We start from the raw sequence: 25,995 nt of genomic DNA, 5'->3' as shown, positions 1-25,995 counted from the left end.
TTTCAGGCCGCGATGTTGCCGATGCAGAGGTATTTGGGTTCGAGATATTCGATAAGACCGTGCCTTGAGCCCTCGCGACCAAGGCCGGATTGTTTCCAGCCGCCGAACGGAATGCCCGGCCCCGTAAATTTTGGAGTATTCACGGCAACCATGCCATATTCGAGCCGGTCGGAGAGCCGCATGGCTCGGTTGAGATCTTGGGTATAGACGTAGGCCGCAAGTCCCATCTCGGAATTGTTGGCTCGCGCGACCACCTCCCGTTCGTCGTCGAAGGGCAGGATTGCAGCGACAGGTCCAAACGTTTCGTCCTTCGCAATCACCATGTCATCGGTCACATTAGCAAGCACGGCCGGCGTGACGAAGTTCCCGCCAAGCGAATTGTGCTGTGCGCCTGCTACCATTCGAGCCCCGGCTGCTAGAGCCTCAGAAACCTGGTGCCTGCATTTGTCAGCACCAGACGTCTTTGTCATCGGACCGATGTCGACACCTGGCTCCAATCCGTGCCCGACCTTTAGTTTACTGGTGGCCTCGGCAAATTTTTCCGTAAAATGCTCGTAAATCTCTCGCTGCACATAAATCCGGTTTGCCGCGAGACAGTCCTGACCGGATGTCGCGAACTTGGCTGCCATGCAACCGGCGACCGCAGCGTTGATCGGCGCATCGCCGAAAAGGATGAAAGGAGCATTGCCGCCAAGTTCGAGCGAGACTTTCTTCACTGTCTTCGCGGATTGCTCGAGAAGGATTCTGCCGACCTCGGTGGAGCCCGTAAAAGAGAACGCACGCACGTGGGTATGCAACAACAGCCGTTTGGCAAGTGGCGGAGCTTCGCCCGTGATCACCTGAAACACGCCGGGCGGAATGCCAGCATCCCCGGCAAGGCGGGCAAGCGCGAGGGCCGACAGTGGCGTTTCGGGTGCCGGCTTTACAATCATTGTGCAGCCAGCGGCCAGTGCAGCTCCAGCCTTTCTGGTGATCATTGCCGCTGGGAAGTTCCATGGCGTAATGGCGACAGTCACCCCGATCGGCTGCAAATGCACGGCCAGCCTGCTTGCGGGGAGATGGCTGGGAATCGTTTCGCCGTAAGCCCGCTCCCCTTCCCCTGCAAACCAATCTAAAAAGCCGGCAGCGTATGAAACTTCGCCGCGGGCTTCAGCAATCGGTTTTCCTTGCTCGGCCGTTATGATGACAGCCAGGTCTTCGGCGCTCTCCCGCATGCCTGCCGCCCATTTCCGCAGATATGCACCACGCTGTAACGGAAGCATGTCGCGCCACTTGAGGAACGCTGCTCTTGCGCAATGGACCGCGTCGTCAACGTCGGCGTCTGCGCAAGCCGCAACTTGAGCGATCTCGTCACCGCTGGCAGGATCAAACACGGCAAGAGTATCTGATTTGGAGAGCCAGGCGCCGTTCAGATACGCATCACCACGCAAAAGGTCTGGCCGTTTGAGCCTGCGTAATGCCGTGATTGACGTACCCCTCATCTAAGACTCCAATGGTATGCTGATGCCTTTAGGTTATTGCTGCCACAGCGCCGATCGGCAGCGCAGTTGATGCCCCTTTAGCTGCATTCCTGCAAACAGCAGCCAATTCGCGTAGAATTGGACACGGCTCACAACTTCACTTGCCAGGAGGCTTAGCGACCGCGAGCGAAGGTCGCGCTGGTCGCCGGCGGCGCGGAAAGTAGTTGGTTCCAGCGCCGATCTCCCGATCCCGAGTTCCCGATCTGGCCTCGTGGCATTAAGTTCTCGACCGACACCGATCAGGCGCACTGACGCAGGCGCAACCGCCTCGAATCTTAGACGGAACTCGCCGCAAGGCTACTTTCGTCCGGCACTGTGCAGGGTGACCGCGACCGCTTCAGACACGATGGCATCGCGGACGACTTCATTCGGAAGGAGGTCTTGGGGTCCCGAAATTGAGGTCCCCGCGATAACCCAGACATTCACTTGGTGAAGTGGTGAAGTCGCACGAAACAGCAGAAAAGGATGAAGCGAGCCCCGGGCAAAAGGCGAGCTTCGCTGCCGAGCCATCTATCGGGAACAACGTGTGCTGATGTCGCGACGTGTTGCACGGACGGGGCGGACCATACTCGCGTTCCCACCGGCGCGCAGGGTTGGCAAGAGCCCGCTTCAGGCGCGCGTAAACTCGTCCTCAATGCTCCTCAAAAGCTAAGTCCTCTTGCGTCATCCGCGCATTTGTAGAATGGGGCAACGTTCACGCCGCGCTCGCGTCACAGGTGGCTCATTTCGGCCTACGGATCTTAATCTCCGCTGATGCAGAGAACTCATGTGCTAGGCGAGATTCTCCTGTCCCAGAGGTTGGGCATGCCGCACCTCTCAGACAGCGCCGTCCTTAAGCTAGATCCGTTCATCCGCTCGCCGCAGAAACAAATTTCAACCGGCTTCGAACGGACCCAGTGAGATCGCAAAACGATTTGGGTCACATCCAAATCACCTAGTCCACGACGATCAAGCGGCGATCAACATCTGCCAATCGCTCACCGCCCCTTTCGGTTACAATAAATGATTCAGAGATGGCGGCGCCGAACCCTTCGAGCCTAACCCCCGACTGAAAATGGAAGCACATTCCTGGTTGTAGGATGGTCTTGTCGCCCGCGCGAATACTAACCGTGCGTTCGCCCCATTCCGGCGGGAAGTTGAGTCCGATTGAATAGCCGGAGCGGCCTATCTTGATATACCCGTTCCGCTTGAGGATATCTTGCCACACCGCATTAAGCTCCTCAACGACGGTACCAGGCTTTGCCATCTCGAGCACAGCATCCCCGCCTTCCACTATAACCTCAGCAAGACGCGAGACCTCTGCGGGTGGCTTTCCGATGTGGACGGTGCGGCACAGCGGCGCACAGTAGCGGCGTCGGGTGGCGCCGAACTCCATGAGAACCAGGCCAGAGGTCGGCAAGGGCTCCTCGGTCCAACTGAGGTGCGGAGCGTTCGTTTGTTCGCTAGTCTGGATAAGAGGAGGACCGCTAGAGTCGCCATATTTACCGTCCACCCCTCGTGTCTGGGCCCGGTACACCTCCGCGACGACCTCATGTTGCGGCACTCCAGGCCTTAGGTTAGCGATTGCCGTCTGCATCGTATGCGTTGCAAGGTGGCCCGCTTCTCTCATGTAGACTAGTTCAAGGTCAGATTTTATAAGCCGTGCCCAATTGACTAATTCGCGGCTATCAGAGAATTTTGCATTCGGAAGGCCTTTGACGAGATGTTGATGTGCTCGGGCAGTATAGAAGTGGGCGTTAAGCTCGACACCGATTCGATCAGATCCCCAGCCGCGCGAATTGATAAGCTCGCAAAGATCGTCAAATGGATGTAATTCTGGATGTTGAAGTCTATGATCGGAAAATGAGCTTATATTTTCTCTAGGCAGATCCGTCGTTATATAAGCGGAATTTACATCGACGAAACGTCCGAACCAGAGGGGCATGTCCGACTGGAGATGCACTAAGACCACCTGAGGCACGTAGAACGAATAGCCGTCAAAGCCGGTAAGCCAATACATATTCGCGGGATCCTGGCAGATCAGCAAGTCCAGCCCCGCTCGCTCCATCCGCTGCTTCACGTCATGAACACGACGCCGAAACTCCTCGGGCGGAAATGGCTTCTCATATTTCATCTCGTCGAGTCCTTCAAAACAGGCATTCCTCGAACGGATCAGGCATTCGTCCTGTCCGCATACTTTCTCTTCGTATCACGTCACAAGAGGCTGTTTTCCCCGAGGATTTCTTCTTGTCGCGGAAAATCTGCATTTCCTAGGCACTTGCCGTACGTTATCCGCATATGAGCGCCAAATTTTCGGTGGCTCTGCGTCTCCGGTGGAAGATCATGCCCTCCCTATGGTGAAGACGCACTCTGCCTGTCGCAACAGAATTTCAAGCACGGGCGGCAAGATCTACGTGGGAAGCGCCGACGAGACCAGCGAAGATCGGGACGTTGCGGCCGCCACGCTCATGCAGCATCCGGGGCGTCCGCGGCCCAATGGACGGGGTTTGAGCACCCCCATCAGGCCGGCCACTCCTAATATGTGAGCATGATTCTCTGGTACAAATCAGCAGCCTTGGTCAGTTGATCGATTTCAACGAACTCGTTGTTCGTATGGGCTTGGGCAGTACGCCCGGGTCCGATAATCACACACGGGATCCCAGCCAATGACAGCTGATTTGCATCCGAGCCGCCGGTGGCTCCCTTCTGCTCTCCGGTCCCCGCGACGTGGGCACAAGCCGCTCCTGCGACTGCTGCAATTTTGCTCGACCCGGAACTGATTGGAGGCGGGTCTTCCAATGCGGGAAGCAATGACCGAACATTGATCTTGTCTTCGCCCTGGCGAAGGCCTTCCAGTATGCTTTCTACCTCCGCCAACGCGTCCTGCGGCCGCTCCCCGGGTATGAGACGCCGATCGACCCAGATACGGCATACCGGCGGTACAGTGGTAAGTTCCAAACCTCCTTCGATGAGGCTCACGGTCAGCTGTGATGACCCTACCAATGGGTGCTGCGCCCGAGACACAAGGGATCGATGGTGCTCATCAAGTGCCAATACCACCTTGGCCATGCCCGTGATCGCGTTCACTCCGAGATGAGGCTTCGACGTATGAGCCGGTACACCCTGAACCTCGATTTGCCAGCGGACAGAACCCATGTGAGCTACAACGAGCTCTAATTCGGTGGGTTCACCGACTACCGCACCCTCATAAGCGACACCGGAATCGGCTATAGCGCGGGCGCCAAGTTTGCGGTACTCTTCGTCAATGCTGGCTGCCACAACAACCGTGGCCCGGGGCTGCCGTTCACCAAGTGAGCTAAGCGCAATCAACATAGCTGCAAGTGAGCCTTTTGTGTCGCAGCTACCTCGCCCATATATTCGCCCGTCCCGTTGCTCACCCGAGAATGGATCTGATTCCCACCTATCGATAGGAACGGTATCCATATGAGCAATGAATAGAATACGCCTATCGGGTTCTTTCCCAGGTACCCAGGTCAGGAAATTCGAGCGACCATCGGCCACCTCCTGTATCCCGTAAGCCAGCTTCCGCTCCTTGCAAAAACCCTCGAGGAACTTGGCTACACCTTGCTCTCCACTACCTTTTGGCGACAGCGATGGATTGATGCTCTCGATCTTTATAAGATCTTGGAGAAGTCCGATAGTCTCGGCGCTCTGGGTCGACATGTACTCTCCTGTGTGCATGAACTAGCCGTGTCGCTCTTACTTCGACCAGCTCTTGGCCAGATTGATTACGCGATCGACTTCATCGGCGGTGTTGTAAAGATGCAGGGAAAACCGGAGCATGCCTCTGCGTATTGAGACGATTACCCCGTTCTTCGTGAAATGCTCGTGAAGCGACCGAATGCGGGCGTCGACTGGGCGCCCTTCAACAAGATCGCTGGAATCGCCAACGGCTACGATACTTCCAGTGTGAGCGCCTGGTGGCCCGCCGCAGACCGGAAGCCCGATATCTAAGAGACCAGTGGCCATACGTTTTGCGAGTGAGGTAACGCTCTGGTCGATCGCCTCGGTTCCGATATCAAGTAGCTGGCCCATTGATGCATATGCAGCCAACATGCCAGGGAAGTTGTAATGCCCGATATCAAAGCGGGGCGCGCCAGAGCGCAACTTTACAAAACTAGGTACCGGAGCTGATTCTGGCGCGTTTCCGAAATCTACGCTGAAGCGCGCAAGATAGGCCGGGCTCAGCCGATCGGCCCATTCTTTACGGCAATATAAAAAACCCGATCCATAAAGACCCATCAAACCCTTCACAGTGGACACTGCTACACCGTCTACGCCAAGTCGATTGACGTCGGTGTGGAGTATCCCAACAGATTGCGTCGCGTCCGCCAAAAGAAATGCACCGTAGTGCCTACAGGCTTCGGATATCTGCTCCATGACGGTCCGAAACCCCGGAACCATCGTCACCGTCGCCAAGGCAACAACGCGGGTATGAGAATCAATCGCCTTTACGAATGCATCAGGGGGAATTGAGCCGTTATCCGGCTCTACGACTCGCAACTCGACATTGTAGCGGTCTCTGATCTGAATCCATGGCAAGATATTATTTGCGTGTTCCAATTTTGGGCATAGAACGACGTTGTCTCCATCTCTCCAATCGATCGCATTAGCGATGATGTTGATGCCTTCCGATGCATTCTTGGTAATTGCAATTTCATCGTGATCTGAATTGATAAATTGTGCGAACCTAGCGCGAGTACGCTCGACGTGTTCGAGCATTCTTTCTTCGTCGTTTAGGCCATGCAGCCGATTGTTCAAATGAGGCTCGATTGAAGCCAATGTTGTGCTTGATATGAGGCCCTGGTTCGCGACATCCATGTAGATGGCGTTTGCTGTGGCTGGAAACTCCTTTCGGAGGATGTCCAAGGGAAGCATATGGCTTTCTCTCCTGGGAGTGCGGACGGCGGTTGAGCTACCTTGTTCAGGCGATCGTTCCGGCAAGGGTAAGAATGCCGCCAGACTGGTCTGCGCTGACCTGCCCATTTTACACGGTGCTCGTGCCGACTTTGGTCTAACATTCGGTCTCCCACGCCGCATTCCTGCGCCAAACCGCGATTCACGCAGAGATCGCGAGCCATTCTCGCGGATCACTGAAGCGTCTCGACGGAATGCAGCTGCAACAACTGCCTCACGAGAGATCAATTTGGGTAATTCTCAGACCGCGGATAGGGCTTCTTACCAGTGCTTGGAGCGACGTTAGCCTGACTGAGCCGACGACCTTCTCCTCCAGCCCCACACCCATGCGGATCATAGTTCACTCGCGGCCGACGCGCGAGGGCCGTAAGGCATCCGAAAGCCGGGGCCGGTTCATAGCCTGACTCTCATGGTCTCCGATTTATGCTGCAACGCCGACACCCTTGGTGATGTCGCTCCCTAACACGCTTGCCTCGAACTGATGCGAGCGTGCTGCAACTCATGTTTTCTGCGCCTGAGCAACGAGATCGGTAGGATCTTTTCGACCGGGGATCGCCCCCACCCGATCGAATCTGCCGTTCTTGCGCTGGCCCGCAACTGCTCACCAGCAACGCCCATCGATTCAGCGGCACCCCTCAGATAGTTATACTATGCCGGTATTGTGCGCAGATGGCGAAAGAAACGCCGATTTTCTGCGACTTGGACCGACTTTAGCGCCGAGAGGGCGTTTGGCACTTGCTACATTTTGGACGTACGGACTGGCGGCCTTGGCATTGGCCGATATCATCATGAGCAGAGATTGTGAATGGATCTGGATCGAATTGACCGGAAGATTCTCAACGTCGTGCAGCGCAACAATCGCCTTACGACAGAGGAATTGGGCGAACTTGCCGGACTATCGGCTACCGCTTGTCAGCGGAGATTAAAGCGACTTCGAGACGCTGGCGTCATCGAAGCGGACGTTGCCATAGTTTCACCGGAAGCCGTCGGTCGGCCCCTGCTCCTGCTGGTATCCATCACTCTCGAGCGCGATCGCGCCGATATCATCGATCGTTTCAAGCAGGCAATTCGGCGGACGCCTGAGATCATGAACGCTTACTACGTTACGGGTGAAGCGGATTTTATTATTACGGTCTCTGCTCAGGACATGGCCGAGTACGAGGCGTTTACCCGTCGTTTTTTTTACGAACATCTTGAAGTAAAGGGGTTCAAGACAATCGTTGTAATGGATCGGATCAAGGCGTCGTTTGCTCTGCCAATTGCTGAAGAGTAGCCTTCAAAAGAGCCCGCCCAGGCAACCACCACGCGCCTTCCGCGGGTCGCAGTTGTCCCGCACTTCTGAATGTCGGCTGTCCTATTTTGAATGGTCCCGCATATATACCAGGGCACCTCCTCTCAGCCTGCAGGTGTTATGCGCCAATGACCAAAAAACGATGATATTCTGCGGGACCAAGGCGCCCTTCGCGCAACCAAGCTCTTTGGCACTTGCTACATTCTGGGCGGAGCGGAATTCAGGATTGTCGGTCCCCGGCTAATTGGAGCGGCTTCAGTCGGCGGAATAGCTGGGGTGCCTACGTCGCACAGAGGATGCTGTGCTCCCGGCAGCGCGGAAACGGGTCTCCCGGCTCTCGCAAGGACAAAGCGTGAAATTCGCCTGCAACCGGCAAGAAAGGAAAGTCCCCGTGGCAATTCTCAATAGCGTCGCAGAGTTTCTCCCCGAGATAGTGGCTTGGCGCCGGGACATCCATGCACATCCCGAACTGGGCTTCGACATCCCCCGTACTTCGGCATTTGTCGCCGAGCGCCTGCGCGAATTCGGCTGCGACGCCGTCGCGACCGGCATCGGCAAAACCGGCGTCGTTGGCGTCATCAAGGGCAACGGCGTCGTGAGCGACGGTAACCCAAAGGTTATCGGATTGCGCGCTGACATGGATGCGCTGCCGATCAACGAAGCGACCGATCTGCCCTATGCGTCCAAGAACAAGGGCTTGATGCATGCGTGTGGGCATGACGGCCACACCGCGATGCTGTTGGGTGCCGCGCGCTATCTTGCCGATACTCGGAATTTCGCTGGAACGGCGGTCATGATCTTCCAACCTGCCGAGGAGATCGGTACCGGCGCCGTTGCCATGCTAGATGACGGTTTGATGGAGCGGTTCGGCATCGAGCACATCTACGGAATGCACAATCGTCCGGGCTTGCCGGTAGGTGTCTTCGGAATCCGGCAAGGTCCAGTGATGGCGGCAACTGATAGCATAGAAATTAGCATTGAAGGGCGAGGGGGGCACCCTGGAAGGCCTCATGAATGCATCGATCCGATTCTGGTCGGCGCTCAGCTTGTGACGGCCCTGCAGCATATCCTGGCTCAGAACATTGACCCTGTCGACTCGGCAGGAATTTCGTTCCACCAGTTCCAGTCCGGGCAGAGACTAGTCCCCGTCGTTCCGCAAACAGCGGAGTTGGTGGGCACCATGCGGACGCTAAAGCCGGAGGTGCGCAAGTTCGTGAAGGAGCGGGTGGGCGAAGTGGTCGCCGGCATCGCCCAGATAACCGGCGCGAAGATAGATATTAAATTTCAGAGCTTCGACGCAATTCTCTTCAATGAGGTCCAGCAGACCGACCTTGCGAGAAGCGCGGCCAAGGGCGTGGCCGGTGAAAACAATGTGCTCGAGACGCCACCGGTAATGGGGGGGGAAGATTTCTCCTTCCTGGCGCAGGCGCGGCCGGGTGCTTTCGTCTGGTGCGGGAACGGTGACAGCGCCGGCCTGCATCACCCTGCCTACAATTTCAACGACGAGGCGATTCCTTATGGAACATCGTACTGGATCAAGCTCGTAGAGAACACGTTGGGATCCCGTCCGACGTCTTGATGATCGGTCTGACAAGGGCCGCAGAACGAATGAATAACTGCCGTCTTATGCCAGGCTTGAATGTAGCGGACCTCGTAAAATGAAAACTCGTTCATCCGTGCCAACATCTCTTGAGGGTCTGTCGGCGTGCGAATGCCTGGAACTCTACCGAAGGCGGCAGCTCTCGCCTGTTGAAGTCGTCGATGACTGTCTCAGCCGCATCGACGCCAACAACCCGGCGCTGAACGCATTTTGCCTCGTCGACCACGAAGGGGCCAGGTCTGCTGCCCGGGCCTCGGAGGGTCGATGGATGAAGGGGGAACCAGCCGGAGTACTAGATGGCATTCCGGCCACCATCAAAGACCTCACCTTGACACGAGGCTGGCCGACAAGACGTGGCTCATTGTCCGGCAGCACCGAGGGACCCTGGACTGAAGACGCCCCTGTTCCAGCCCGTATCCGTGAGACCGGTGGCGTTATCCTGGGCAAGACAACCACTCCAGAATTTGGCTGGAAAGGGGTAACAGACAGCCCGGTCTACGGGATCACCCGCAATCCCTGGAATCCTGACCTGACACCAGGCGGGTCGTCGGGAGGGGCGGCAGTTGCGGCTGCGCTCAACCTTGGCTTTCTTCATCAGGGTAGCGACGGCGGGGGATCAATCCGGATACCGGCGAGCTTCACGGGGACCTTCGGCTTCAAGCCAACCTTCGGCATCGTTCCGCAATGGCCAGCTAGCGCCATGACAACGCTGTCTCATTTGGGGCCGGTGACCCGCACCGTTGCGGATGCGATCCTGATGATGAATGTGATTGCACGAAAGGACGCTCGCGATGGCTATGCGGGTCCGGCGTACCTAGGTCTCGACCCCGATCCAGCAAAGACCACCATCAGGGGCCTGCGGATCGGCTACAGTCGGAACCTCGGCTATGTCAAGGTGGCGCGAGATATCCAAAACGTTACCGATAATGCGATCGACCAGCTTCGAGCTCTTGGGGCCGAGGTGGCCGAAGTCAATCCGGGATTTGCGGATCCGGTGGAGGTGTTTTCTACATTCTGGTTCGCTGGCGCCGCCCGTATTGTGTCACGAATGAACAAACAGCAAAGACAATTACTAGATCCTGGCTTTCTGGAAGGTGCCGAACGCGGGCTGAAGATCACCCTTACCGAATTTCAGGAAGCTGAGGCGATGCGGTTCGAGCTCTCCGCTCTGATGGCGAAGTTCCACGAAAATTACGATCTCTTGGTCACACCGACGATGCCTATCGCGCCGTTCCCCGTCGGGCGAAATGTGCCGGATGATAGTTACAAGGGGTGGGTGGACTGGACGCCCTTCACCTACCCTTTCAACTTGACCCAGCAACCAGCAGCATCGATTCCATCGGGCCTGGATGATCAAGGGCTGCCCGTCGGGCTACAACTGGTCGGCGCGCGCTATTCCGACACCTCCGTCCTAGCCGCGGCATATACGATCGAAAGTCGCCTGGGGCTTCCTTCTTTCGCGAGGAGCAGATTCCACGCTGCCACCCCTTAAAACTTGAGACTGCCGCGCTCAAGCACCTGACGGCCTCCAAGCGGTCAAGCCACGGACGCGAATGTCATTCGATAAAGGGGCGCGGCGTCATAGATGGGCAGTCCTGTCCTACGACGGATTGCTGACGTCACCATCGGGGACAATGTACATTCAAATAGGAGTGCGTCAATCTTGGGATGTGCGGCGCGAAGTCGCGACACAGACTGCAACCCGGGGACTCCATTTCGGTAACACTAGCCGGCCGCGTATTACCTTCGATGCCGCCGATGGCTACTCTTGCCCCTGCGGATGAATCCATGCCCAGCAGCTCTTCGCCGCAGTGTCTTGAGTCTGCGGCCAGACGGCGAGCTTTGCGCCGGCCGGAAGCTGCCGGAGGAGCGTGGGCGCCAGTAGCAGGCTCGACATGGCCACGGGAAGTTTGACAGACGTGGCCAGTGCAGCCTGGCACCAGATACTGAAGCCGCAGTCCCTGGTTATCGCGACGGCTCCGCGCTCAACCAACCGCCTGGCAGCTGCAATGTAGGCCGGCTCGAGAGAGGCATCGCCAGGACTGACCCTCTCCGCCAAAGCCCCGGCCGCGGTCTCTATTATAATTGGGAAGTCGAAGTTGCCGGGTTGAAGACCGACCCCGATGCGGTGGCGGAAATTCACCAGGGCGCAAGTCCGATCTCCAGCCTGTGATTTTTGCAACACTGGCCATCCAATGAGGATCCAACTGCCGTCTGATCGTGACAATTCAGCTGCGTCAAATGCCTTTGCCGCCAAGATGGCGCGTATCGTCAGGTTGTGCTGACCAAGCTGGGACGCTCTACGAGCGCAGGAATCCTGCATTCGCCTGACGCTTCCGGCTCGGTTGCAAGGCTCGGGAATAGTAATGACGAAACAGTGGATCAGCACGCCGTAAGCCCAGTGCAAAAAATGCGGGCTTCGTGCCGAACCTTTTTTTGGAACGGCGGGCGCGGATCTCATCATTGAGATTACCGGAAAGCCTGTCCGGACTTTTCCGAAGCCGCACTGTTATCCTGTTCGAGAGCGACGCATCGATGGTTCCTTTCCCCGCCTCATCGACAAGCTCACCCGTGTCCACTTGGCTCATCCACGACGACTTCGGCAACCATGCTCTCTCCGATCAGCAGCGCTTCCACCTCTTCGAAAATCGTCGAGGAGCGCTATCAGAGAAAATCCACCCTGATCACCGCCCAGGTCCCCGTGGCAAGCTGGCACGACCTTATTAACGACAGCACGGTCGCCGACGCTATACACGACCGCTCGTGCACAATGCACACCGCATCGCCCTTCAGGGCGAGAGCATCCGAAGAAAAAAGCCTCGGCCCTCTTGACCGACTCCGAGAACACCGAAATCAATCAGCCCTACAGCAACCAGGCTGCCGAGGACCAACCTCGACGAACTGTCGGACTTTTGTGAAAACGCTGTCCGGGAATTAGCGGAATCGCTGTCCAGCTTTTGAAGCGCGCAATAACACTATGGCCGTCATCGAAATGAGCAAGGCGAAGTGCTGATTGCCGCGTTTGTTCCGGGATTAAGCGCCAGCCTCTCAAGAAGATTTATGCCGACTCGCCATCATTGTTGAAACTGCTGCAGCGCTCGCACGTTGAAGCCGGCCAGGCCGGGCATACGATTATGCGGATCGCCTTCGCCCAACTTCAATTCTGGACGCCAGGGCTCGATGTAAGGGACCGGCGAGCGTCAAAAGACTGCGGATGGGTCGCCGCTCGTCCCCTGGGATACGATCTCTGTCGGATTTTGTCGCGCCTGCGACATAGTGGTTGTGCGGGCCAGTTTAGTACCTGATATGACCGTAAGTTTGATATCAAACTCAAAGCACTGGCCGACGTGCATTTTGCGAGGTTGGCACGGTTTTTGAAGCGATCATTTCGCGTCGGAGCGCTCTCATCCGCCGGTTATCATCTGTTTTGGCATAAACCCTGCATAAGGCTTTATTGATGGTACCGCAACCCAACTCGCCGTCTTTCGAGCTACTTGGGCAAAAAGAGCACCGCCAGCGGAAAGGGTCGGGAACCGGAGAGGGAACCGGGTGGTGGACCTATGTTTGTGGAGGGGGTTGTGAAAAGGGTCAGCCATGGTGCTTCGAGCCTCTTGTACTCGTGCAGGTCGTCAATGTTGATATAGCGGTTGGCCTCCATCCAGTTTTCATTGGTTTCGTGACAGCAGACAAACGTCAAAGGAGATAGCTCATGCGAGTAGCCATCGTAACGAACAGTGATTTCAACGGTGTGATTAACCGGTTCGGTCAGCCTTGTCCGCAGCCGCCGCAGCCTTGGCCGCATAGCGGCACGTTGGAAGATGTGGTGGCGGCACTTCAAGAGGGCGGCCACGAGACGGTAGTGTGTGAAGGCGATAAAGGACTGCTCGCCAGTCTCGAGCGGTTCATGCCACCTGATCCGCAAGGTCGCCCCTCGGGAATGGTCTTCAACTTGGCGGAGGGAATTCAGGGCGAAAAGCGTTACACTCATGTTCCTGCCATGCTTGAGATGGCCGGTGTTCCATACACTGGATGTAGCCCCTTCGGGATTGGGCTGACGGGAGACAAAGTCATTACCAAAATGCTCATCCGCGATCAGGGCGTGCCGACTCCGAACTTTCGCGTGATGCGTCGCGGCACCGAGAACACCGGCGACCTGAGATTCCCAGTGGTAGTGAAGCCGCGGGAGGAGGACTGCAGCTTCGGATTGCAGATCATACATGAACACTCTAAGTTGCGGCAGGCCGTCGAAGTGATCGTCACGCAGCATGCTCAGGATGCGCTAGTGGAGGAATACATCGAGGGGCGGGAAATCTGCGTTGCGTTGCTCGGAAACGGGGAGCCCGAAGTTTTGCCTCTAGTGGAGCAGGACTTCGGTGACCGCGAAACGCGTGTTATGAATTGGGATGCGAAGTACGTGGCGGCCGCAGCGGTGCCCAAGATTTGCCCGGCGAAAATCGAGAGCGGGCTTGAGACGATGTTACGGGATATTTCGGTTGCGACCTTCCGTGCCTGCCACTGCCGGGACTATGCCCGCGTCGATTTCCGGATCGATCGCTCAGGCCAACCGTTTGTCCTAGAGATGAACTCGGTGCCGGCCCTTGGTATACACTCCAGTTATGGCACAGCTGCAACGGCCGGCGGACACAGCTTCGTAAGCTTGATCAATCGCATCCTCAATGTCGCCCACACCCGCTATTTCGGAATCGGCGTCTCATAGTGGATTGATCGGATCAAAAGAGTCCGATTTCGGGATTCCGTTTTGCGGTTTGGCGTGCGAGTTAGATGCATGCGCAATAGCATCCCCCTTCACCGTTTTGGCCAGCGACCGTCAGCGCCTGCAAGCGCTCGTCGCGGCGCCAGGAAGCCCGCAAGCACGTTCGGGGGCCGCATCGTCGCGCTGTGCTTCGAACCACGAAGCCAAAGCATACTTGGACCACCGGCTAGGTCGAGCGAATGAACCGCACCATCAAGGACGCGACGGGCAAGCGTTTCCACTACGACGATCATGACCAACTGCGTCGGCATCTTGCCGACTTTGTTGCGGCCTACAAATTTCGGCCGCAGGCTGAAGGCCCTCAAAGGTCTCACCCTACGAGTTCATCTGCAAGGCATGGGCTTCCCAGCCCGAGCGCTTCACTCTCAATCCGCTCCACCAAATGCCTGGACTTGTCTATTCGGCGTGTTGAAGTCAATCCCATTCAAGCTTCCTAGGCTGACCTGCCGACGCGATTATCCTAGCCTGATTGATGTAACCGCGGCGTCAAACCGAGATACGGCCCCACGTCCTTCGAATTCCTGAAGGGGGCAGGAATATCGACCGTGGCGTTGAAACCCAGTGCAACGATAGGGCCGACGCCCAGCACGGTCATCAACCGCCTGCAAACCGTGTCACCCCTCACGATCGACAACAGTCTTTCGTGTAGCACCGTGAACTGCTCGCAAAGTTTCCGACGGGCGGTGAGCAACGTCTCCATGATGTCTCGAGTTCCGGAATGTCACCGGAAGGGTCCCGGATGCGATCCGCGAATTTGCCGGCCGTCGACAATGCCAACTTTGAGACCGAAGTTACGAAACAGGCCACGGATGTCGTTCTCGATGGCGATGGCCTTTTCCTGAAGCGACTTGAGGGCCGTCAGCAGCGCCCGGCGATTCTGGGTCGTCAGCGTCTTGACAGTAAGACCGTATGTCCGCCTCTGCCGATGAGGTGGCTCGCCCTACACTGCGCGTCCGAGGGTTGCTCGGACGGGCCGAGCCGATCCTCACCACAGGAGGACGAGCCGTGGCGGATTATAGAGAAGCATTTGTCGGAATCGATGTTGCGAAGCTTAAGAACGCTATTGCGATTGCGGAGGCAGGCCGGGAAGGAGAGGTTCGGTTCTTCGGTGAGGTCGACGCGTCGGCGACCAGCATGCGGCGGGTCATAGGCCGGATCGCCAGCCGCTTTGATTACGTGCATTTCTGCTATGAGGCTGGGCCGACCGGGTACGGCCTTTATCGCCTGATCCGGTCGCTCGGGCACGAGTGCACCGTGGTTGCACCATCATTGATACCAAGGAAGCCCGGCGATCGGGTGAAGACGAACCGTCGAGACGCCATTTCCCTTGCCCGACTATTGCGCGCCGGCGAGCTGACCGCGGTGTGGGTTCCCGATGAAGGGCACGAGTCCATACGGGATCTTGTTCGCGCGCGGGCGGGCGCGGTCGAGACGCTGCGGGTCCATCGCCAGCAGGTGAGCGCATTCATGCTCAAGCACGGCCGTAGCTATCCGCGAAAGAAGAGCTGGACGATGCGCTATCTACGCTGGCTTCAGGAACAAGGTTCGATCATCCCGCGCATCAGATCGCACTCCAGGAGATGGTCGAGGCGGTGCGCGTCTCGAAAGAGCGGGTCGAGCGGCTGGAGCGTGTGATCGAAGAGTTCGTCCCGGCCTGGTCGCTGGCACCGATCGTGTGGGCGCTTCAGACATTGCGTGGGGTAGACCTAATTGTCGCCGTGACGTTCGTCACCGAAGTCGGCGACGCCAGCCGGTTCGAAAGCCCACGCCAGCTCATGGGATATCTCGGTCGGGTCCCCGGCGAGCGCTCAACCGGGGAGACAGTCCGGCGCGGCGGCATCACAAAGGCAGGCAACGGTCGGGTTCGCCACATGTTGGTCGAGAGCGCCTGGACCTATCGACATCCGCCCAAGGTCGGGAAGGCGAAGCTATACCGGTTGGAGCAGGCGTCACCGAAGGTGCGTGAGATCGCCTGGAAGGCGCAGTCCCGCCTGACAGCCCGCTACCGCATGCTGAGCGCTCGGGGCAAACGGACAACGGTCGTCTGCACCGCGATCGCCCGTGAACTGGTCGGCTTTATGTGGGCAGTCGCAAGGGAGGCGCGCGTCACCTGATCGCTCGCCGCGATGGCGCACATATCGCGCATGGGCGGAGGCGGGACCACGGCAGGGGAATGCCCGTCAGACGCTTTGTGGCCGGCAAATCGACCGACGCCCGCAGTAAGATAGGAACAGCCCCGGACGCACAATCGGGAATGCGGTAGCCAACCCGCGCATCAGAGCTTGATCACCGACGTCCTTCAGTTCCGCCTCCCCACCCATGCGCGATCATCAGAATGAGCAGCCGTTCCTCGGATCGGGCGACCTCATGCGTTCCAAACCTTGACAGCGGACATCAGAGCGGTGTTTCCGGACCACCTTTCGGGAGTGGTCGCGATCTGTGAGGTTGCCGATCCTGTATTGGGATCGGAGATCGGCTTGTGTCTGGACTTGACCTTACGCTTGACCCGGAGCGGCAGCTTCGGCGTTTCGAGGTGATCAACGGTGCCGGCGGTCGGCGTCACTGGTCGGTGGATGACAAGGCGCGGATCATCGCAGAGACGCTGGAGCCGAATGCGATCATTTCCGAGGTCGCCCGCCGTTATGGTCTCAGGCCGCAGCAGGTCTTCGCCTGGCGCCGCGAAGCGCGCAAACAGGCCGCTTCGGTGCAGCAAGATTCTCCTGCCTTTGTGCCGGCGGTTGTGGCGGCGGCGGAACCTGCAGCCAGCCGTTCACCGAAGCAGCGGAAACGGCAAGCCACCCGAGATGCCGGCATGATCGAGCTTGAGATCGACGGCATCGCGATGCGCGTCGGCCGGGGCGCCGATACCAAGACGGTGGCCGCAGTGATCCGCGCGCTGAAGGCGACGTCGTGATCGGGCCGACGGGTGCGGTCAAGGTCATGGTGGCGACGAAGCCCGTCGACTTCCGCAAGGGTGCGGAGGGATTGGCGGCGCTGGTGCGAGAGACAATGGGGGCCGATCCGTTCAGCGGGGCCGTCTACGTCTTCCGGGCGAAGCGGACTGACCGGATCAAGCTGATCTTCTGGGATGGCACCGGGGTTTGCCTGCTAAGCGTTTGGAGGATGGGGAGTTCCGCTGGCCGAAAGTGCATGACGGCATGATGCGGCTGACGGCCGCGCAGCTCTCGGCGCTACTCGAAGGTCTCGACTGGCGGCGAGTCCATGAGGCGCGCCGGACCCGCGTGCCAGCCCAGGCGGGCTGACCCGCGACGAAGTGAATCAGCCTAGATTCCGCTGTCGCGGGCTGTCGGCGAATATGGTCTGATCCGTTCATGGCGATGACGGCTGACCAGCTTCCCGACGATCCGGACGCGCTGAAGGCGATGGTCCTGGCGCACGACGTCGAGAATGCCCGTCTGATTCAGATCATCAAGGAATTGCAGCGTCACCGCTTCGGCCGGCGTGCCGAGACGCTCCCCGAGGATCAATTGCTGCTGGGGCTCGAAGAGGCGGAGCAGATCGAGGCCGCCGGTGAGGAAGAGAAGGAGCAATCTGCTCCCGCCGAGCGGCAAGCAAAGGCCACGAGGCGCCGGGCCAACCGGGGCGCGCTGCCACCCCATCTGCCGCGCGTGGAGATGGTCGTCGACATCGAGGACCATGCCTGCCCATGCTGCCGCAATGGCTTGCATCGGATCGGCGAGGACGTGAGCGAGCGGCTCGACATCGTTCCGGCGCAGCTGCGTGTAATCGTCGTGCGCCGGCCCAAATATGCCTGCCGCGCCTGCGAGGACGTCGTGGTTCAGGCTTCCGGCGCCGGCCCGGCTGATCGAGGGTGGTCTTCCGACCGAGGCAACGGTCGCCCAGGTGCTGGTCTCAAAATATGCCGATCACCTTCCGCTCTATCGTCAGGCGCAAATCTACGCCCGGCAGGGTATCAATCTCGATCGCTCTACGCTCGCCGACTGGGTCGGCCGCGCCGCCTGGCACCTGCGTCCGGTGCATGAGCGGCTGCTTGGCAAGCTGAAGTCCTCGGCAAAACTCTTCGCCGACGAGACGACCGCGCCGGTGCTCGATCCCGGCCGCGGCAAGACTAAGACAGGTCAACTCTGGGCCTATGCCCGCGATGACCGACGATGGGAGGGGAGCGACCCGCCGGGCGTCGCCTATGTCTATGCGCCGGACCGAAAGGCCGAGCGTCCGATCGCTCATCTCGCAGGCTTCACCGGAATCTTGCAGGTCGACGGCTATGGCGGCTATCGCGTGCTGGCCGACAAAAGCGGCGTCACGCTCGCCTTCTGCTGGGCGCATGTCCGTCGGCGCTTTTATGAACTGGCAGCAGCCGGTCCCGCGCCGATCGCCAGTGACGCGCTGAGACGGATCGCCGAACTCTACAAGATCGAGGATGACATCCGTGGCCGATCGGCCAACGAGCGCCGCGCGATGCGTCAGGACAAAAGCCGCGCCATCGTCGCCGATCTCGAACCCTGGCTGCGTGAGAAGCTCGGCCTGATCAGTCAGAAGACCAAGCTCGCAGAGGCAATCCGCTACACGCTCTCACGCTGGGAAGGCCTCTCGCACTTCCTTGACGACGGCCGCATCGAGATCGACAGCAACACCGTCGAACGCTCGATCCGTCCGATCGCAATCTCGGGGTCATTCTGCCCATGTTGGGCAGGAGGTCGAAGTCCCGTGCGCAGCAATGGATCTGGGCTCCCCGCGCGCGTCGCTTGCTGCACTGCTTGAACTGAACAAGCTCTTGATCCAGCGCCGTTTCCGGCGAGGCTCTCCGGATGGTTTCATCATCGGGGAGACTCAAAATGAGAACCTTGCCGCCACCGACACGATCTCTCGTGATCGTTCGCCAGCTCAGCATGCGCTCGACTCGCACAAGCTAGTCGGGCTGAGCGCAGCGCAACGAACGATCGTGATCGCCCGGCTCGCCAATGTGCTGATGGCCGCCGCCGGTATCGTGACGGAGGAGAGCCGCGATGACGAGCCGTAATCTGATTCCGGCCACCATCCTCAAGCGCAAGGCCGTTGTCTATGTACGTCAGTCCACGCAGGCGCAAGTGCAGCTCAATCTTGAGAGCCAGCGTCGGCAATATGAGCTGGTCGACGTCGCGCGGCGCTGGGGATTCCGCAAGGTTGAGGTGATCGACGAGGACTTGGGACGCACCGCAAGTGGAGCTGTGGAACGTCCCGGTTTCGAACGCCTGGTCGACGATCTGTGCACCGGTCATGTGGGCGCTGTGCTTTGCCTGGAGGCGTCCCGCCTGTCTCGCAACGGACCGGACTGGCATCGGCTGCTCGAGTTGTGCGGCGAAGTCGATGCACGGGTGATCGATCTGGACGGAGTCTACGATCCGGGACTGCCGAACGATCGCCTGCTGCTCGGCATGAAGGGGAGCATAAGCGAGTTCGAACTCGGGGTGCTGCGTGCTCGCATGTACGAAGCTGACCGCGCCAAGGCACAGCGCGGCGAACTGCGCATCTCTGTGCCCTTCGGCTACGTCTGGCACCGGGATTACGGTCTCGGGTTCGATCCCGATATACGCCTGCAGGAGACCATTCGCCTGATATTCGCGCGTTTCCGCGAACTCGGCAGTGCCCGCCAGGTCCTGATCTCGATGATCGACGATGGCGTGCATTTCCCCAGACCCTCCGACGGCAAGAAGATGGTGTCCTTCGCCTGGGTTCCGGTCCGCTACCGCAACGTGATCTCCGTCCTGAAGAACCCGTTCTACGCCGGCGCTTATGTCTATGGTAAGAGCGAGAAGCGCACCGAGATCGTGGATGGCCGCGTCCGCAAGAGCTATGGTCATTACAAGCCGGCCAGCGATTGGGCGGTGGTGCTCAAGGAGCATCACGAAGGCTATATCGGATGGAGCGAGTACGAACGGAACCAGGAACTTCTCGCCGCCAACGCCTATGGCAAAGCCGGCGGCGTCAAGTCGGGCCGCGGCGGTCGCGCGTTGCTCCCGGGTCTTCTCTCCTGTGGTCGATGCGGGCGAAGACTGGTTGTCACGTATGCCGGACGTGGCCAAGGTTACCCGGTCTATCGTTGCGAGAACACCATGATGGCGCAGGCGCGATGCATGTCGTTCAACGGCTTTCGCACCGATGCGGCGGTGGCCCGCGAAGCCTTGGAGGCGGTTGCGCCGATGGCGATCGAGGCGGCGTTGGAGGCTGAACAGATGCAGCTGGAGAGCGAAGCCAGGCGGCGGCAGATGATCGAGATGGACCTGCAGCAGGCACGCTATGAGGCATCGCTCGCCGAGCGCCGCTACGCCGCCTGCGACCCGGAGAACCGGCTTATAGCGGCCCAGCTCGAGAGGAACTGGGAAGCTAGGCTCAGGCGCGTGGAGACCTGCGAGGCCCGGCTCAGTGAAGTCCAGCGTATGGAGCCTGTCGACGCGATCCCTGACTTCACCGGCCTCGCCCAGGATCTCGAAGCCGCCTGGAATGCGCCGGGTGTCGATATGCGGTTCCGTCAGCAACTGCTGCGCGCGCTCATCAAGGACATTGTGGCGGACGTCGATGACGACGCGCGCGATGTGATCCTGACCATCCATTGGCATGGGGGCCAGCATTCCCAGGTAAGGGTTCGCAAGTCCAAATCCGGAGAGCATGGCCAGAGTACGCCTGAGGAGGCTCTGGCGGTCATGCGATCCATGGCAACGCGATGGTCGGATGCCGAAATCGCCGCCACACTCAACCGCATGGGCATGAAGACGGGTCAGGGAAAGACCTGGACGGCGCGACGCGTCCAATCCCTGCGCACGGTGCACAAGATCAGCGGCTATCGGTCTTCCGACAAGAACGGCGAGTGGCTTACCATGTCGGACGCGGCCGCGAAGCTTGGCGTGTCGCACGTCAAAATCCGCCGGTTCGTCAGGGACGGCATATTACCAGCCGAGCAGGTCATGCGCGGCGCGCCCTACCAGATCCGCGCCAGCGACCTTGAAGATGAACGGATCAAGGCCGATTTGGCGCGCAAATCTCCGCGTATCATCAACGACGATAATCAGAAATCGCTGTTTCCCGCCATTTGAAGAGGGGGTGCATAATGAATCAGTCTTCGCGCTCAACCGCAAGAACGCGCTCTTCGCAGGCTCTGACGGCGGCGCCGAACACTGGGCAGTCATCGCCTCGCTGATCGAAACCTGCAAGCTCAATGGTGTCGAACCGCTCGGCTTATCTCGCCGATGTCCTCACCAGGATCGTCAACGGCCACCCCAACAGCCAGATCGACGATCTCCTGCCTTGGGTCTACATCAACAAGCTCGAGCTCAAGGCCGTGGCCCGAGAATACCGCTTACTCTTGACATGCACGGGCCGGAACAGGTTAACCCGCATATCTGCGCGATGCCGCGAGCATGGTTGCGGTCGGTCTTGTTGACCTGTGCCTTGAGAACGCCTTGGAATGACGGGGCTCGATACAGGTCACGTAGTCCGGCTGCCGCCAGACCAACCATTGGGATAAGGGGCCGGCTTCAAGCCTGATCCGGGCGAGATTCCATGCGGGGTTCTTCAATGCGTCAGCAAGATCGTCCGGATGACTAGCAACCTTCATCTCTCGGCAAATTCGGCGCCCTTCTCACGATGCAAACGGTGGTCTCTTTCACGGAGACGTCCAGTCCGGCATAATTTTTCATGCTGCGCTTCCTTTCCTGATGCTTGTGGCTGTTCACACAGACCACGTTTTGTCATCATCTCGAAGCGCAGCACTTCAAAACAACCCGTTCAAGGCGGGGGGCAAAGCCGAATACCACAATCTAAACACCTAGCGATGCTGTTCAAATTCGCCTTGCCGGCATGGGACCCCATCGCTGTCATCACAGGAAGCAGTACGTGGGAGGGGAACTGCTCGCAGTGATGAATCGTGTTCCGAGCCACTACCCATTCAGTTTCGTCCCAGTTGTTACCTCCCGTATTCAGGTTGCGGTCGAACCGCGGGAAGGCCGAACTAGTGATTTCCAGGCGAATTTGATGGCCGGCCGGAAACCAATTACTTGTGGCGTCGAGATCAATCTCGATTTTGCATATAACGCTCGGTTCCATGAAAACAGCCCGATCAAAGCCCTCGCGATAGCGGACGCGCAGTATCCCGTCCACCACGTCAATCGCACGGCCATCGGGATGTACGTCCAACAGTCTGGCCACGAAGTCCGTGTCCGGGGCCGAAGAAGAGACGAAGAGGACCGCCCGGACAAATCCGGTAACCTCCATGCCCTCTGTGAGGGGCGGTGAAGTGAAGCAGAGGACGTCTGGACGAAGCTGGACGTCCTGGTAATCGCGGGGTCCTATAGTAGTTCCACTTGACTTCCCGCCGTCCATCCCCAAGAACGGCGCCGGATCCCCAGGGTCGTAGGTAAACGTGTCAGCCGGCTCGTCGGCACTCGGAGGCTCTACATCAAGAGTCCCGTCGCCTAGACGGGTCGCGGCATTCCCGCCGCTGCGGAGGAACCAGTGCTGCAGTTCCACACCAAGAGGGGGCCATTCTGACGCGGCACGCCACTCGTTGCGACCCATCACGTAGTACTGGACGCGGGGCATTCCCTCGATCCGGTCGGGCTTGTCGTTCAGCCAGCAGTCGAACCAGTCCAGGTAGATCTGCCAGCAATCCAGGCGCGCGTCGCCCAGCTCGCGCTCGCCGATAACCGTCGGGGCTTTGAGACTCTCGGTGCCACAATGCGTGGCTGGCGACAGAATGATATGTTGGTGATCGCGTGCCGCCGGGCTCAATCCGCGAGCACTAAAAACGCGCTGCTGGTGAAGCGCGTCGGCAGCCCCCACGTCGTACCACGAGTTCACGAACAGGGCTGGGACGTCGATGGTCGAGTCCTCGCTAAGCATCCCATTCCGATCCCCCCAGGGATCGCCTGGGTCACGCGAGACCCAGTCCTCCCAGTCAGTCGGCGGTCCCCCAAGGCTCTTAAGCATGTTGACGAGCGGCAGCGACGCGAAAGCCCGCTGATACTCCTCATCGCTTTTCGGTTGCACTCGGGACCGGTCCTTCGCTGCGGTTTGGTGGAACCAGGGGACAAACGCGGCAACCTCCACCGCACCGCCGAGACGGAGATCCCCGTTGCGATATCGCCCTCCGGCAGAGCCGTTCGCGCCGCCCGATCCCTGCGCAATTGCGCATCGGTGGGCTGGATGGCACAACTGCGCCAGCAAAACCTGCGCGATACCAAGCGCCGAGCACCCATATGTGCCCACGCGTCCATTCGACCATGGCTGCTGCGAAATCCAGGACAGCGTGTCATAACCGTCGTCCCCTATATGTTCCCTAGCGTATACGCCGCCGGAATCGAAGACGCCACGACGCTCCTGCACAAGTACAGCGAACCCTTGTCCAGCAAACATTCTTGCCACTTTGTGGCGAGGCTCAACCGGACAGCGATAGGGCGTCTTACCGTATGGAGTTCGGATAAGGATTGACCCGAGTTCCCCAGTGTAACCAATAGGCCGATACAGGTCCGTGGCGAGCTCAACGCCGTCCCGCATTGGAACGCGCAAGCCGGTCTGCAAAACCACTTCGTATCGCGGCGTTGGCGGTTTAATCGGGCCTAGTTCATTACACACTTCAGAGTGCCTCCCAGACATTGAGACTGATTCAAGATGGAGTGGCCAATTTCGACGGGTCTCAGCATTCTATCTGCACGGTGGTGTGTTCGTCGCATTCACAGTACAACGATGAACTCTGTGCCGTTGCTAAGTTGTTTGAAAAGAAACTCAACCGTGCTTCTCTAGCAGGTCCGGCACTCAATGATGGCGCGTTGCCACCCCAATTTCCCTATTGCTTAAATCAATGTGACAGCGCGCCTACGCCGCTGTGCAAAACATCAATTGTGAGTCTCACCGCCATTATGTGCCGATCCATGGACCCCCATTCCATGCTGATTGACGCGGGCCGATGGGGCAAGCTGCTTGATGTGAGAAGCGACGGGCTCCCCGACCGATCGCAGCTTGTTATCACCGTTTGTTTGAAATAGTGGAGGTAGGCTAGCCAGGCGGCAAGCTGTTCAAATTCGCCTTGCCGGCATGGGACCCCATCGCTGTCATCACAGGAAGCAGTACGTGGGAGGGGAACTGCTCGCAGTGATGAATCGTGTTCCGAGCCACTACCCATTCAGTTTCGTCCCAGTTGTTACCTCCCGTATTCAGGTTGCGGTCGAACCGCGGGAAGGCCGAACTAGTGATTTCCAGGCGAATTTGATGGCCGGCCGGAAACCAATTACTTGTGGCGTCGAGATCAATCTCGATTTTGCATATAACGCTCGGTTCCATGAAAACAGCCCGATCAAAGCCCTCGCGATAGCGGACGCGCAGTATCCCGTCCACCACGTCAATCGCACGGCCATCGGGATGTACGTCCAACAGTCTGGCCACGAAGTCCGTGTCCGGGGCCGAAGAAGAGACGAAGAGGACCGCCCGGACAAATCCGGTAACCTCCATGCCCTCTGTGAGGGGCGGTGAAGTGAAGCAGAGGACGTCTGGACGAAGCTGGACGTCCTGGTAATCGCGGGGTCCTATAGTAGTTCCACTTGACTTCCCGCCGTCCATCCCCAAGAACGGCGCCGGATCCCCAGGGTCGTAGGTAAACGTGTCAGCCGGCTCGTCGGCACTCGGAGGCTCTACATCAAGAGTCCCGTCGCCTAGACGGGTCGCGGCATTCCCGCCGCTGCGGAGGAACCAGTGCTGCAGTTCCACACCAAGAGGGGGCCATTCTGACGCGGCACGCCACTCGTTGCGACCCATCACGTAGTACTGGACGCGGGGCATTCCCTCGATCCGGTCGGGCTTGTCGTTCAGCCAGCAGTCGAACCAGTCCAGGTAGATCTGCCAGCAATCCAGGCGCGCGTCGCCCAGCTCGCGCTCGCCGATAACCGTCGGGGCTTTGAGACTCTCGGTGCCACAATGCGTGGCTGGCGACAGAATGATATGTTGGTGATCGCGTGCCGCCGGGCTCAATCCGCGAGCACTAAAAACGCGCTGCTGGTGAAGCGCGTCGGCAGCCCCCACGTCGTACCACGAGTTCACGAACAGGGCTGGGACGTCGATGGTCGAGTCCTCGCTAAGCATCCCATTCCGATCCCCCCAGGGATCGCCTGGGTCACGCGAGACCCAGTCCTCCCAGTCAGTCGGCGGTCCCCCAAGGCTCTTAAGCATGTTGACGAGCGGCAGCGACGCGAAAGCCCGCTGATACTCCTCATCGCTTTTCGGTTGCACTCGGGACCGGTCCTTCGCTGCGGTTTGGTGGAACCAGGGGACAAACGCGGCAACCTCCACCGCACCGCCGAGACGGAGATCCCCGTTGCGATATCGCCCTCCGGCAGAGCCGTTCGCGCCGCCCGATCCCTGCGCAATTGCGCATCGGTGGGCTGGATGGCACAACTGCGCCAGCAAAACCTGCGCGATACCAAGCGCCGAGCACCCATATGTGCCCACGCGTCCATTCGACCATGGCTGCTGCGAAATCCAGGACAGCGTGTCATAACCGTCGTCCCCTATATGTTCCCTAGCGTATACGCCGCCGGAATCGAAGACGCCACGACGCTCCTGCACAAGTACAGCGAACCCTTGTCCAGCAAACATTCTTGCCACTTTGTGGCGAGGCTCAACCGGACAGCGATAGGGCGTCTTACCGTATGGAGTTCGGATAAGGATTGACCCGAGTTCCCCAGTGTAACCAATAGGCCGATACAGGTCCGTGGCGAGCTCAACGCCGTCCCGCATTGGAACGCGCAAGCCGGTCTGCAAAACCACTTCGTATCGCGGCGTTGGCGGTTTAATCGGGCCTAGTTCATTACACACTTCAGAGTGCCTCCCAGACATTGAGACTGATTCAAGATGGAGTGGCCAATTTCGACGGGTCTCAGCATTCTAT

General features: G+C 58.9%; 15 protein-coding genes and 7 pseudogenes. 13 read left to right on the top strand and 9 right to left on the bottom strand.

Annotated elements, in window-relative coordinates:
- Window positions 1–2: 2 nt before the first annotated feature.
- The 4 genes from P9254_RS24175 to P9254_RS24160 form a co-directional block, all read right to left on the bottom strand.
- The gene (locus tag P9254_RS24175; protein ID WP_063169326.1) at window positions 3–1,481 is read right to left on the bottom strand and encodes an NAD-dependent succinate-semialdehyde dehydrogenase; all 1,479 of its coding nucleotides are present in this window, start codon (window positions 1,479–1,481) and stop codon (window positions 3–5) included.
- A gap of 973 nt (window positions 1,482–2,454) precedes the next feature.
- Window positions 2,455–3,633 carry a M24 family metallopeptidase gene (locus P9254_RS24170; protein ID WP_063169327.1) on the bottom strand — a complete coding sequence of 393 codons (1,179 nt, stop codon included), beginning with the start codon at window positions 3,631–3,633 and terminating at the stop codon, window positions 2,455–2,457.
- A 401-nt stretch (window positions 3,634–4,034) separates the two neighbouring features.
- Entirely contained in the window at window positions 4,035–5,183 is a 1,149-nt protein-coding gene (locus P9254_RS24165; protein WP_063169328.1) for a M20 family metallopeptidase, read from the bottom strand.
- A 36-nt stretch (window positions 5,184–5,219) separates the two neighbouring features.
- A complete protein-coding gene (locus P9254_RS24160) occupies window positions 5,220–6,398 on the bottom strand; it encodes an aminotransferase class V-fold PLP-dependent enzyme (RefSeq protein ID WP_063169329.1) in 1,179 nt (392 codons plus the stop codon).
- A gap of 844 nt (window positions 6,399–7,242) precedes the next feature.
- On the opposite strand from P9254_RS24160, the gene P9254_RS24155 reads away from it, so the two are divergent.
- From P9254_RS24155 to P9254_RS24145, 3 genes are all read left to right on the top strand, one after another.
- A complete protein-coding gene (locus tag P9254_RS24155) occupies window positions 7,243–7,710 on the top strand; it encodes an Lrp/AsnC family transcriptional regulator (protein ID WP_063169330.1) in 468 nt (155 codons plus the stop codon).
- A 409-nt stretch (window positions 7,711–8,119) separates the two neighbouring features.
- The gene (locus P9254_RS24150) at window positions 8,120–9,307 is read left to right on the top strand and encodes a M20 aminoacylase family protein (RefSeq protein WP_063169331.1); all 1,188 of its coding nucleotides are present in this window, start codon (window positions 8,120–8,122) and stop codon (window positions 9,305–9,307) included.
- Between the two features lie 79 nt (window positions 9,308–9,386).
- Complete coding sequence (locus P9254_RS24145) at window positions 9,387–10,820, top strand: amidase (protein WP_063169332.1); 1,434 nt, start codon at window positions 9,387–9,389, stop codon at window positions 10,818–10,820.
- 808 nt (window positions 10,821–11,628) lie between these two features.
- Here the strand turns inward: P9254_RS24145 and P9254_RS24140 are convergent.
- Entirely contained in the window at window positions 11,629–11,934 is a 306-nt protein-coding gene (locus P9254_RS24140; protein WP_164548505.1) for a hypothetical protein, read from the bottom strand.
- Between the two features lie 2 nt (window positions 11,935–11,936).
- Between P9254_RS24140 and P9254_RS24135 the strand changes: the two genes are divergently transcribed.
- The 3 genes and pseudogenes from P9254_RS24135 to P9254_RS24125 form a co-directional block, all read left to right on the top strand.
- Window positions 11,937–12,266: an ATP-binding protein gene (locus P9254_RS24135; protein ID WP_272482847.1), complete on the top strand. Its 330-nt coding sequence runs from the start codon at window positions 11,937–11,939 to the stop codon at window positions 12,264–12,266.
- Between the two features lie 771 nt (window positions 12,267–13,037).
- Complete coding sequence (locus P9254_RS24130) at window positions 13,038–14,045, top strand: D-alanine--D-alanine ligase family protein (protein ID WP_063169333.1); 1,008 nt, start codon at window positions 13,038–13,040, stop codon at window positions 14,043–14,045.
- A 188-nt stretch (window positions 14,046–14,233) separates the two neighbouring features.
- A pseudogene (locus P9254_RS24125) lies at window positions 14,234–14,514 on the top strand (integrase core domain-containing protein); the annotation flags it as partial.
- A gap of 51 nt (window positions 14,515–14,565) precedes the next feature.
- Here the strand turns inward: P9254_RS24125 and P9254_RS29135 are convergent.
- A pseudogene (locus P9254_RS29135) lies at window positions 14,566–15,000 on the bottom strand (transposase); the annotation flags it as partial.
- A 107-nt stretch (window positions 15,001–15,107) separates the two neighbouring features.
- Between P9254_RS29135 and P9254_RS24115 the strand changes: the two are divergent.
- From P9254_RS24115 to P9254_RS24085, 7 genes and pseudogenes are all read left to right on the top strand, one after another.
- Window positions 15,108–16,216 (top strand): annotated as a pseudogene (locus P9254_RS24115) (IS110 family transposase).
- 419 nt (window positions 16,217–16,635) lie between these two features.
- Window positions 16,636–17,016, top strand: coding sequence for an IS66-like element accessory protein TnpA (gene tnpA / locus P9254_RS24110; protein WP_199489649.1), 381 nt, complete (start codon window positions 16,636–16,638; stop codon window positions 17,014–17,016).
- Window positions 17,013–17,365: pseudogene (tnpB, locus tag P9254_RS24105) on the top strand (IS66 family insertion sequence element accessory protein TnpB). Before tnpA ends, tnpB begins: the two are co-directional and overlap by 4 nt.
- Before the next feature lie 69 nt (window positions 17,366–17,434).
- A pseudogene (tnpC, locus tag P9254_RS24100) lies at window positions 17,435–18,752 on the top strand (IS66 family transposase); the annotation flags it as partial.
- A 49-nt stretch (window positions 18,753–18,801) separates the two neighbouring features.
- Window positions 18,802–19,104 carry a hypothetical protein gene (locus P9254_RS24095; protein WP_063169337.1) on the top strand — a complete coding sequence of 101 codons (303 nt, stop codon included), beginning with the start codon at window positions 18,802–18,804 and terminating at the stop codon, window positions 19,102–19,104.
- Window positions 19,091–21,154, top strand: a complete 2,064-nt coding sequence (locus P9254_RS24090) for a recombinase family protein (protein WP_063169338.1) — start codon at window positions 19,091–19,093, stop codon at window positions 21,152–21,154. Before P9254_RS24095 ends, P9254_RS24090 begins: the two co-directional genes overlap by 14 nt.
- A gap of 28 nt (window positions 21,155–21,182) precedes the next feature.
- Window positions 21,183–21,405 (top strand): annotated as a pseudogene (locus tag P9254_RS24085) (transposase domain-containing protein); the annotation flags it as partial.
- Here the strand turns inward: P9254_RS24085 and P9254_RS24080 are convergent.
- The 3 genes and pseudogenes from P9254_RS24080 to P9254_RS24070 all read right to left on the bottom strand — a co-directional run.
- Window positions 21,393–21,757 (bottom strand): annotated as a pseudogene (locus tag P9254_RS24080) (IS110 family transposase); the annotation flags it as partial. The pseudogenes P9254_RS24085 and P9254_RS24080 sit on opposite strands and share 13 nt — an antisense overlap.
- Before the next feature lie 88 nt (window positions 21,758–21,845).
- On the bottom strand, window positions 21,846–23,612 hold the full coding sequence (locus P9254_RS24075; protein ID WP_206617005.1) for a CocE/NonD family hydrolase: 1,767 nt from the start codon (window positions 23,610–23,612) through the stop codon (window positions 21,846–21,848).
- Window positions 23,613–24,110: 498 nt separating this feature from the next.
- Entirely contained in the window at window positions 24,111–25,844 is a 1,734-nt protein-coding gene (locus tag P9254_RS24070) for a CocE/NonD family hydrolase (RefSeq protein WP_244514363.1), read from the bottom strand.
- Between the last annotated feature and the right edge of the window lie 151 nt (window positions 25,845–25,995).

Source organism: Mesorhizobium sp. WSM4983, from assembly GCF_029625765.1.
Lineage (GTDB): Bacteria > Pseudomonadota > Alphaproteobacteria > Rhizobiales > Rhizobiaceae > Mesorhizobium.
The sequence above is the reverse complement of the archived record's forward strand: the minus strand, read 5'-3'. Positions and strand labels throughout refer to the sequence as shown.

What these genes read in the sequence shown, in the direction of transcription:
- P9254_RS24175 (WP_063169326.1), bottom strand. Translation starts at nt 1,481, where the DNA reads ATGAGGGGTACGTCAATCACGGCATTACGCAGGCTCAAACGGCCAGAC.
- P9254_RS24170 (WP_063169327.1), bottom strand. Translation starts at nt 3,633, where the DNA reads ATGAAATATGAGAAGCCATTTCCGCCCGAGGAGTTTCGGCGTCGTGTT.
- P9254_RS24165 (WP_063169328.1), bottom strand. Translation starts at nt 5,183, where the DNA reads ATGTCGACCCAGAGCGCCGAGACTATCGGACTTCTCCAAGATCTTATA.
- P9254_RS24160 (WP_063169329.1), bottom strand. Translation starts at nt 6,398, where the DNA reads ATGCTTCCCTTGGACATCCTCCGAAAGGAGTTTCCAGCCACAGCAAAC.
- P9254_RS24155 (WP_063169330.1), top strand. Translation starts at nt 7,243, where the DNA reads ATGGATCTGGATCGAATTGACCGGAAGATTCTCAACGTCGTGCAGCGC.
- P9254_RS24145 (WP_063169332.1), top strand. Translation starts at nt 9,387, where the DNA reads ATGAAAACTCGTTCATCCGTGCCAACATCTCTTGAGGGTCTGTCGGCG.
- P9254_RS24135 (WP_272482847.1), top strand. Translation starts at nt 11,937, where the DNA reads ATGCTCTCTCCGATCAGCAGCGCTTCCACCTCTTCGAAAATCGTCGAG.
- P9254_RS24130 (WP_063169333.1), top strand. Translation starts at nt 13,038, where the DNA reads ATGCGAGTAGCCATCGTAACGAACAGTGATTTCAACGGTGTGATTAAC.
- P9254_RS24095 (WP_063169337.1), top strand. Translation starts at nt 18,802, where the DNA reads ATGGATCTGGGCTCCCCGCGCGCGTCGCTTGCTGCACTGCTTGAACTG.
- P9254_RS24090 (WP_063169338.1), top strand. Translation starts at nt 19,091, where the DNA reads ATGACGAGCCGTAATCTGATTCCGGCCACCATCCTCAAGCGCAAGGCC.
- P9254_RS24075 (WP_206617005.1), bottom strand. Translation starts at nt 23,612, where the DNA reads ATGCGGGACGGCGTTGAGCTCGCCACGGACCTGTATCGGCCTATTGGT.
- P9254_RS24070 (WP_244514363.1), bottom strand. Translation starts at nt 25,844, where the DNA reads ATGCGGGACGGCGTTGAGCTCGCCACGGACCTGTATCGGCCTATTGGT.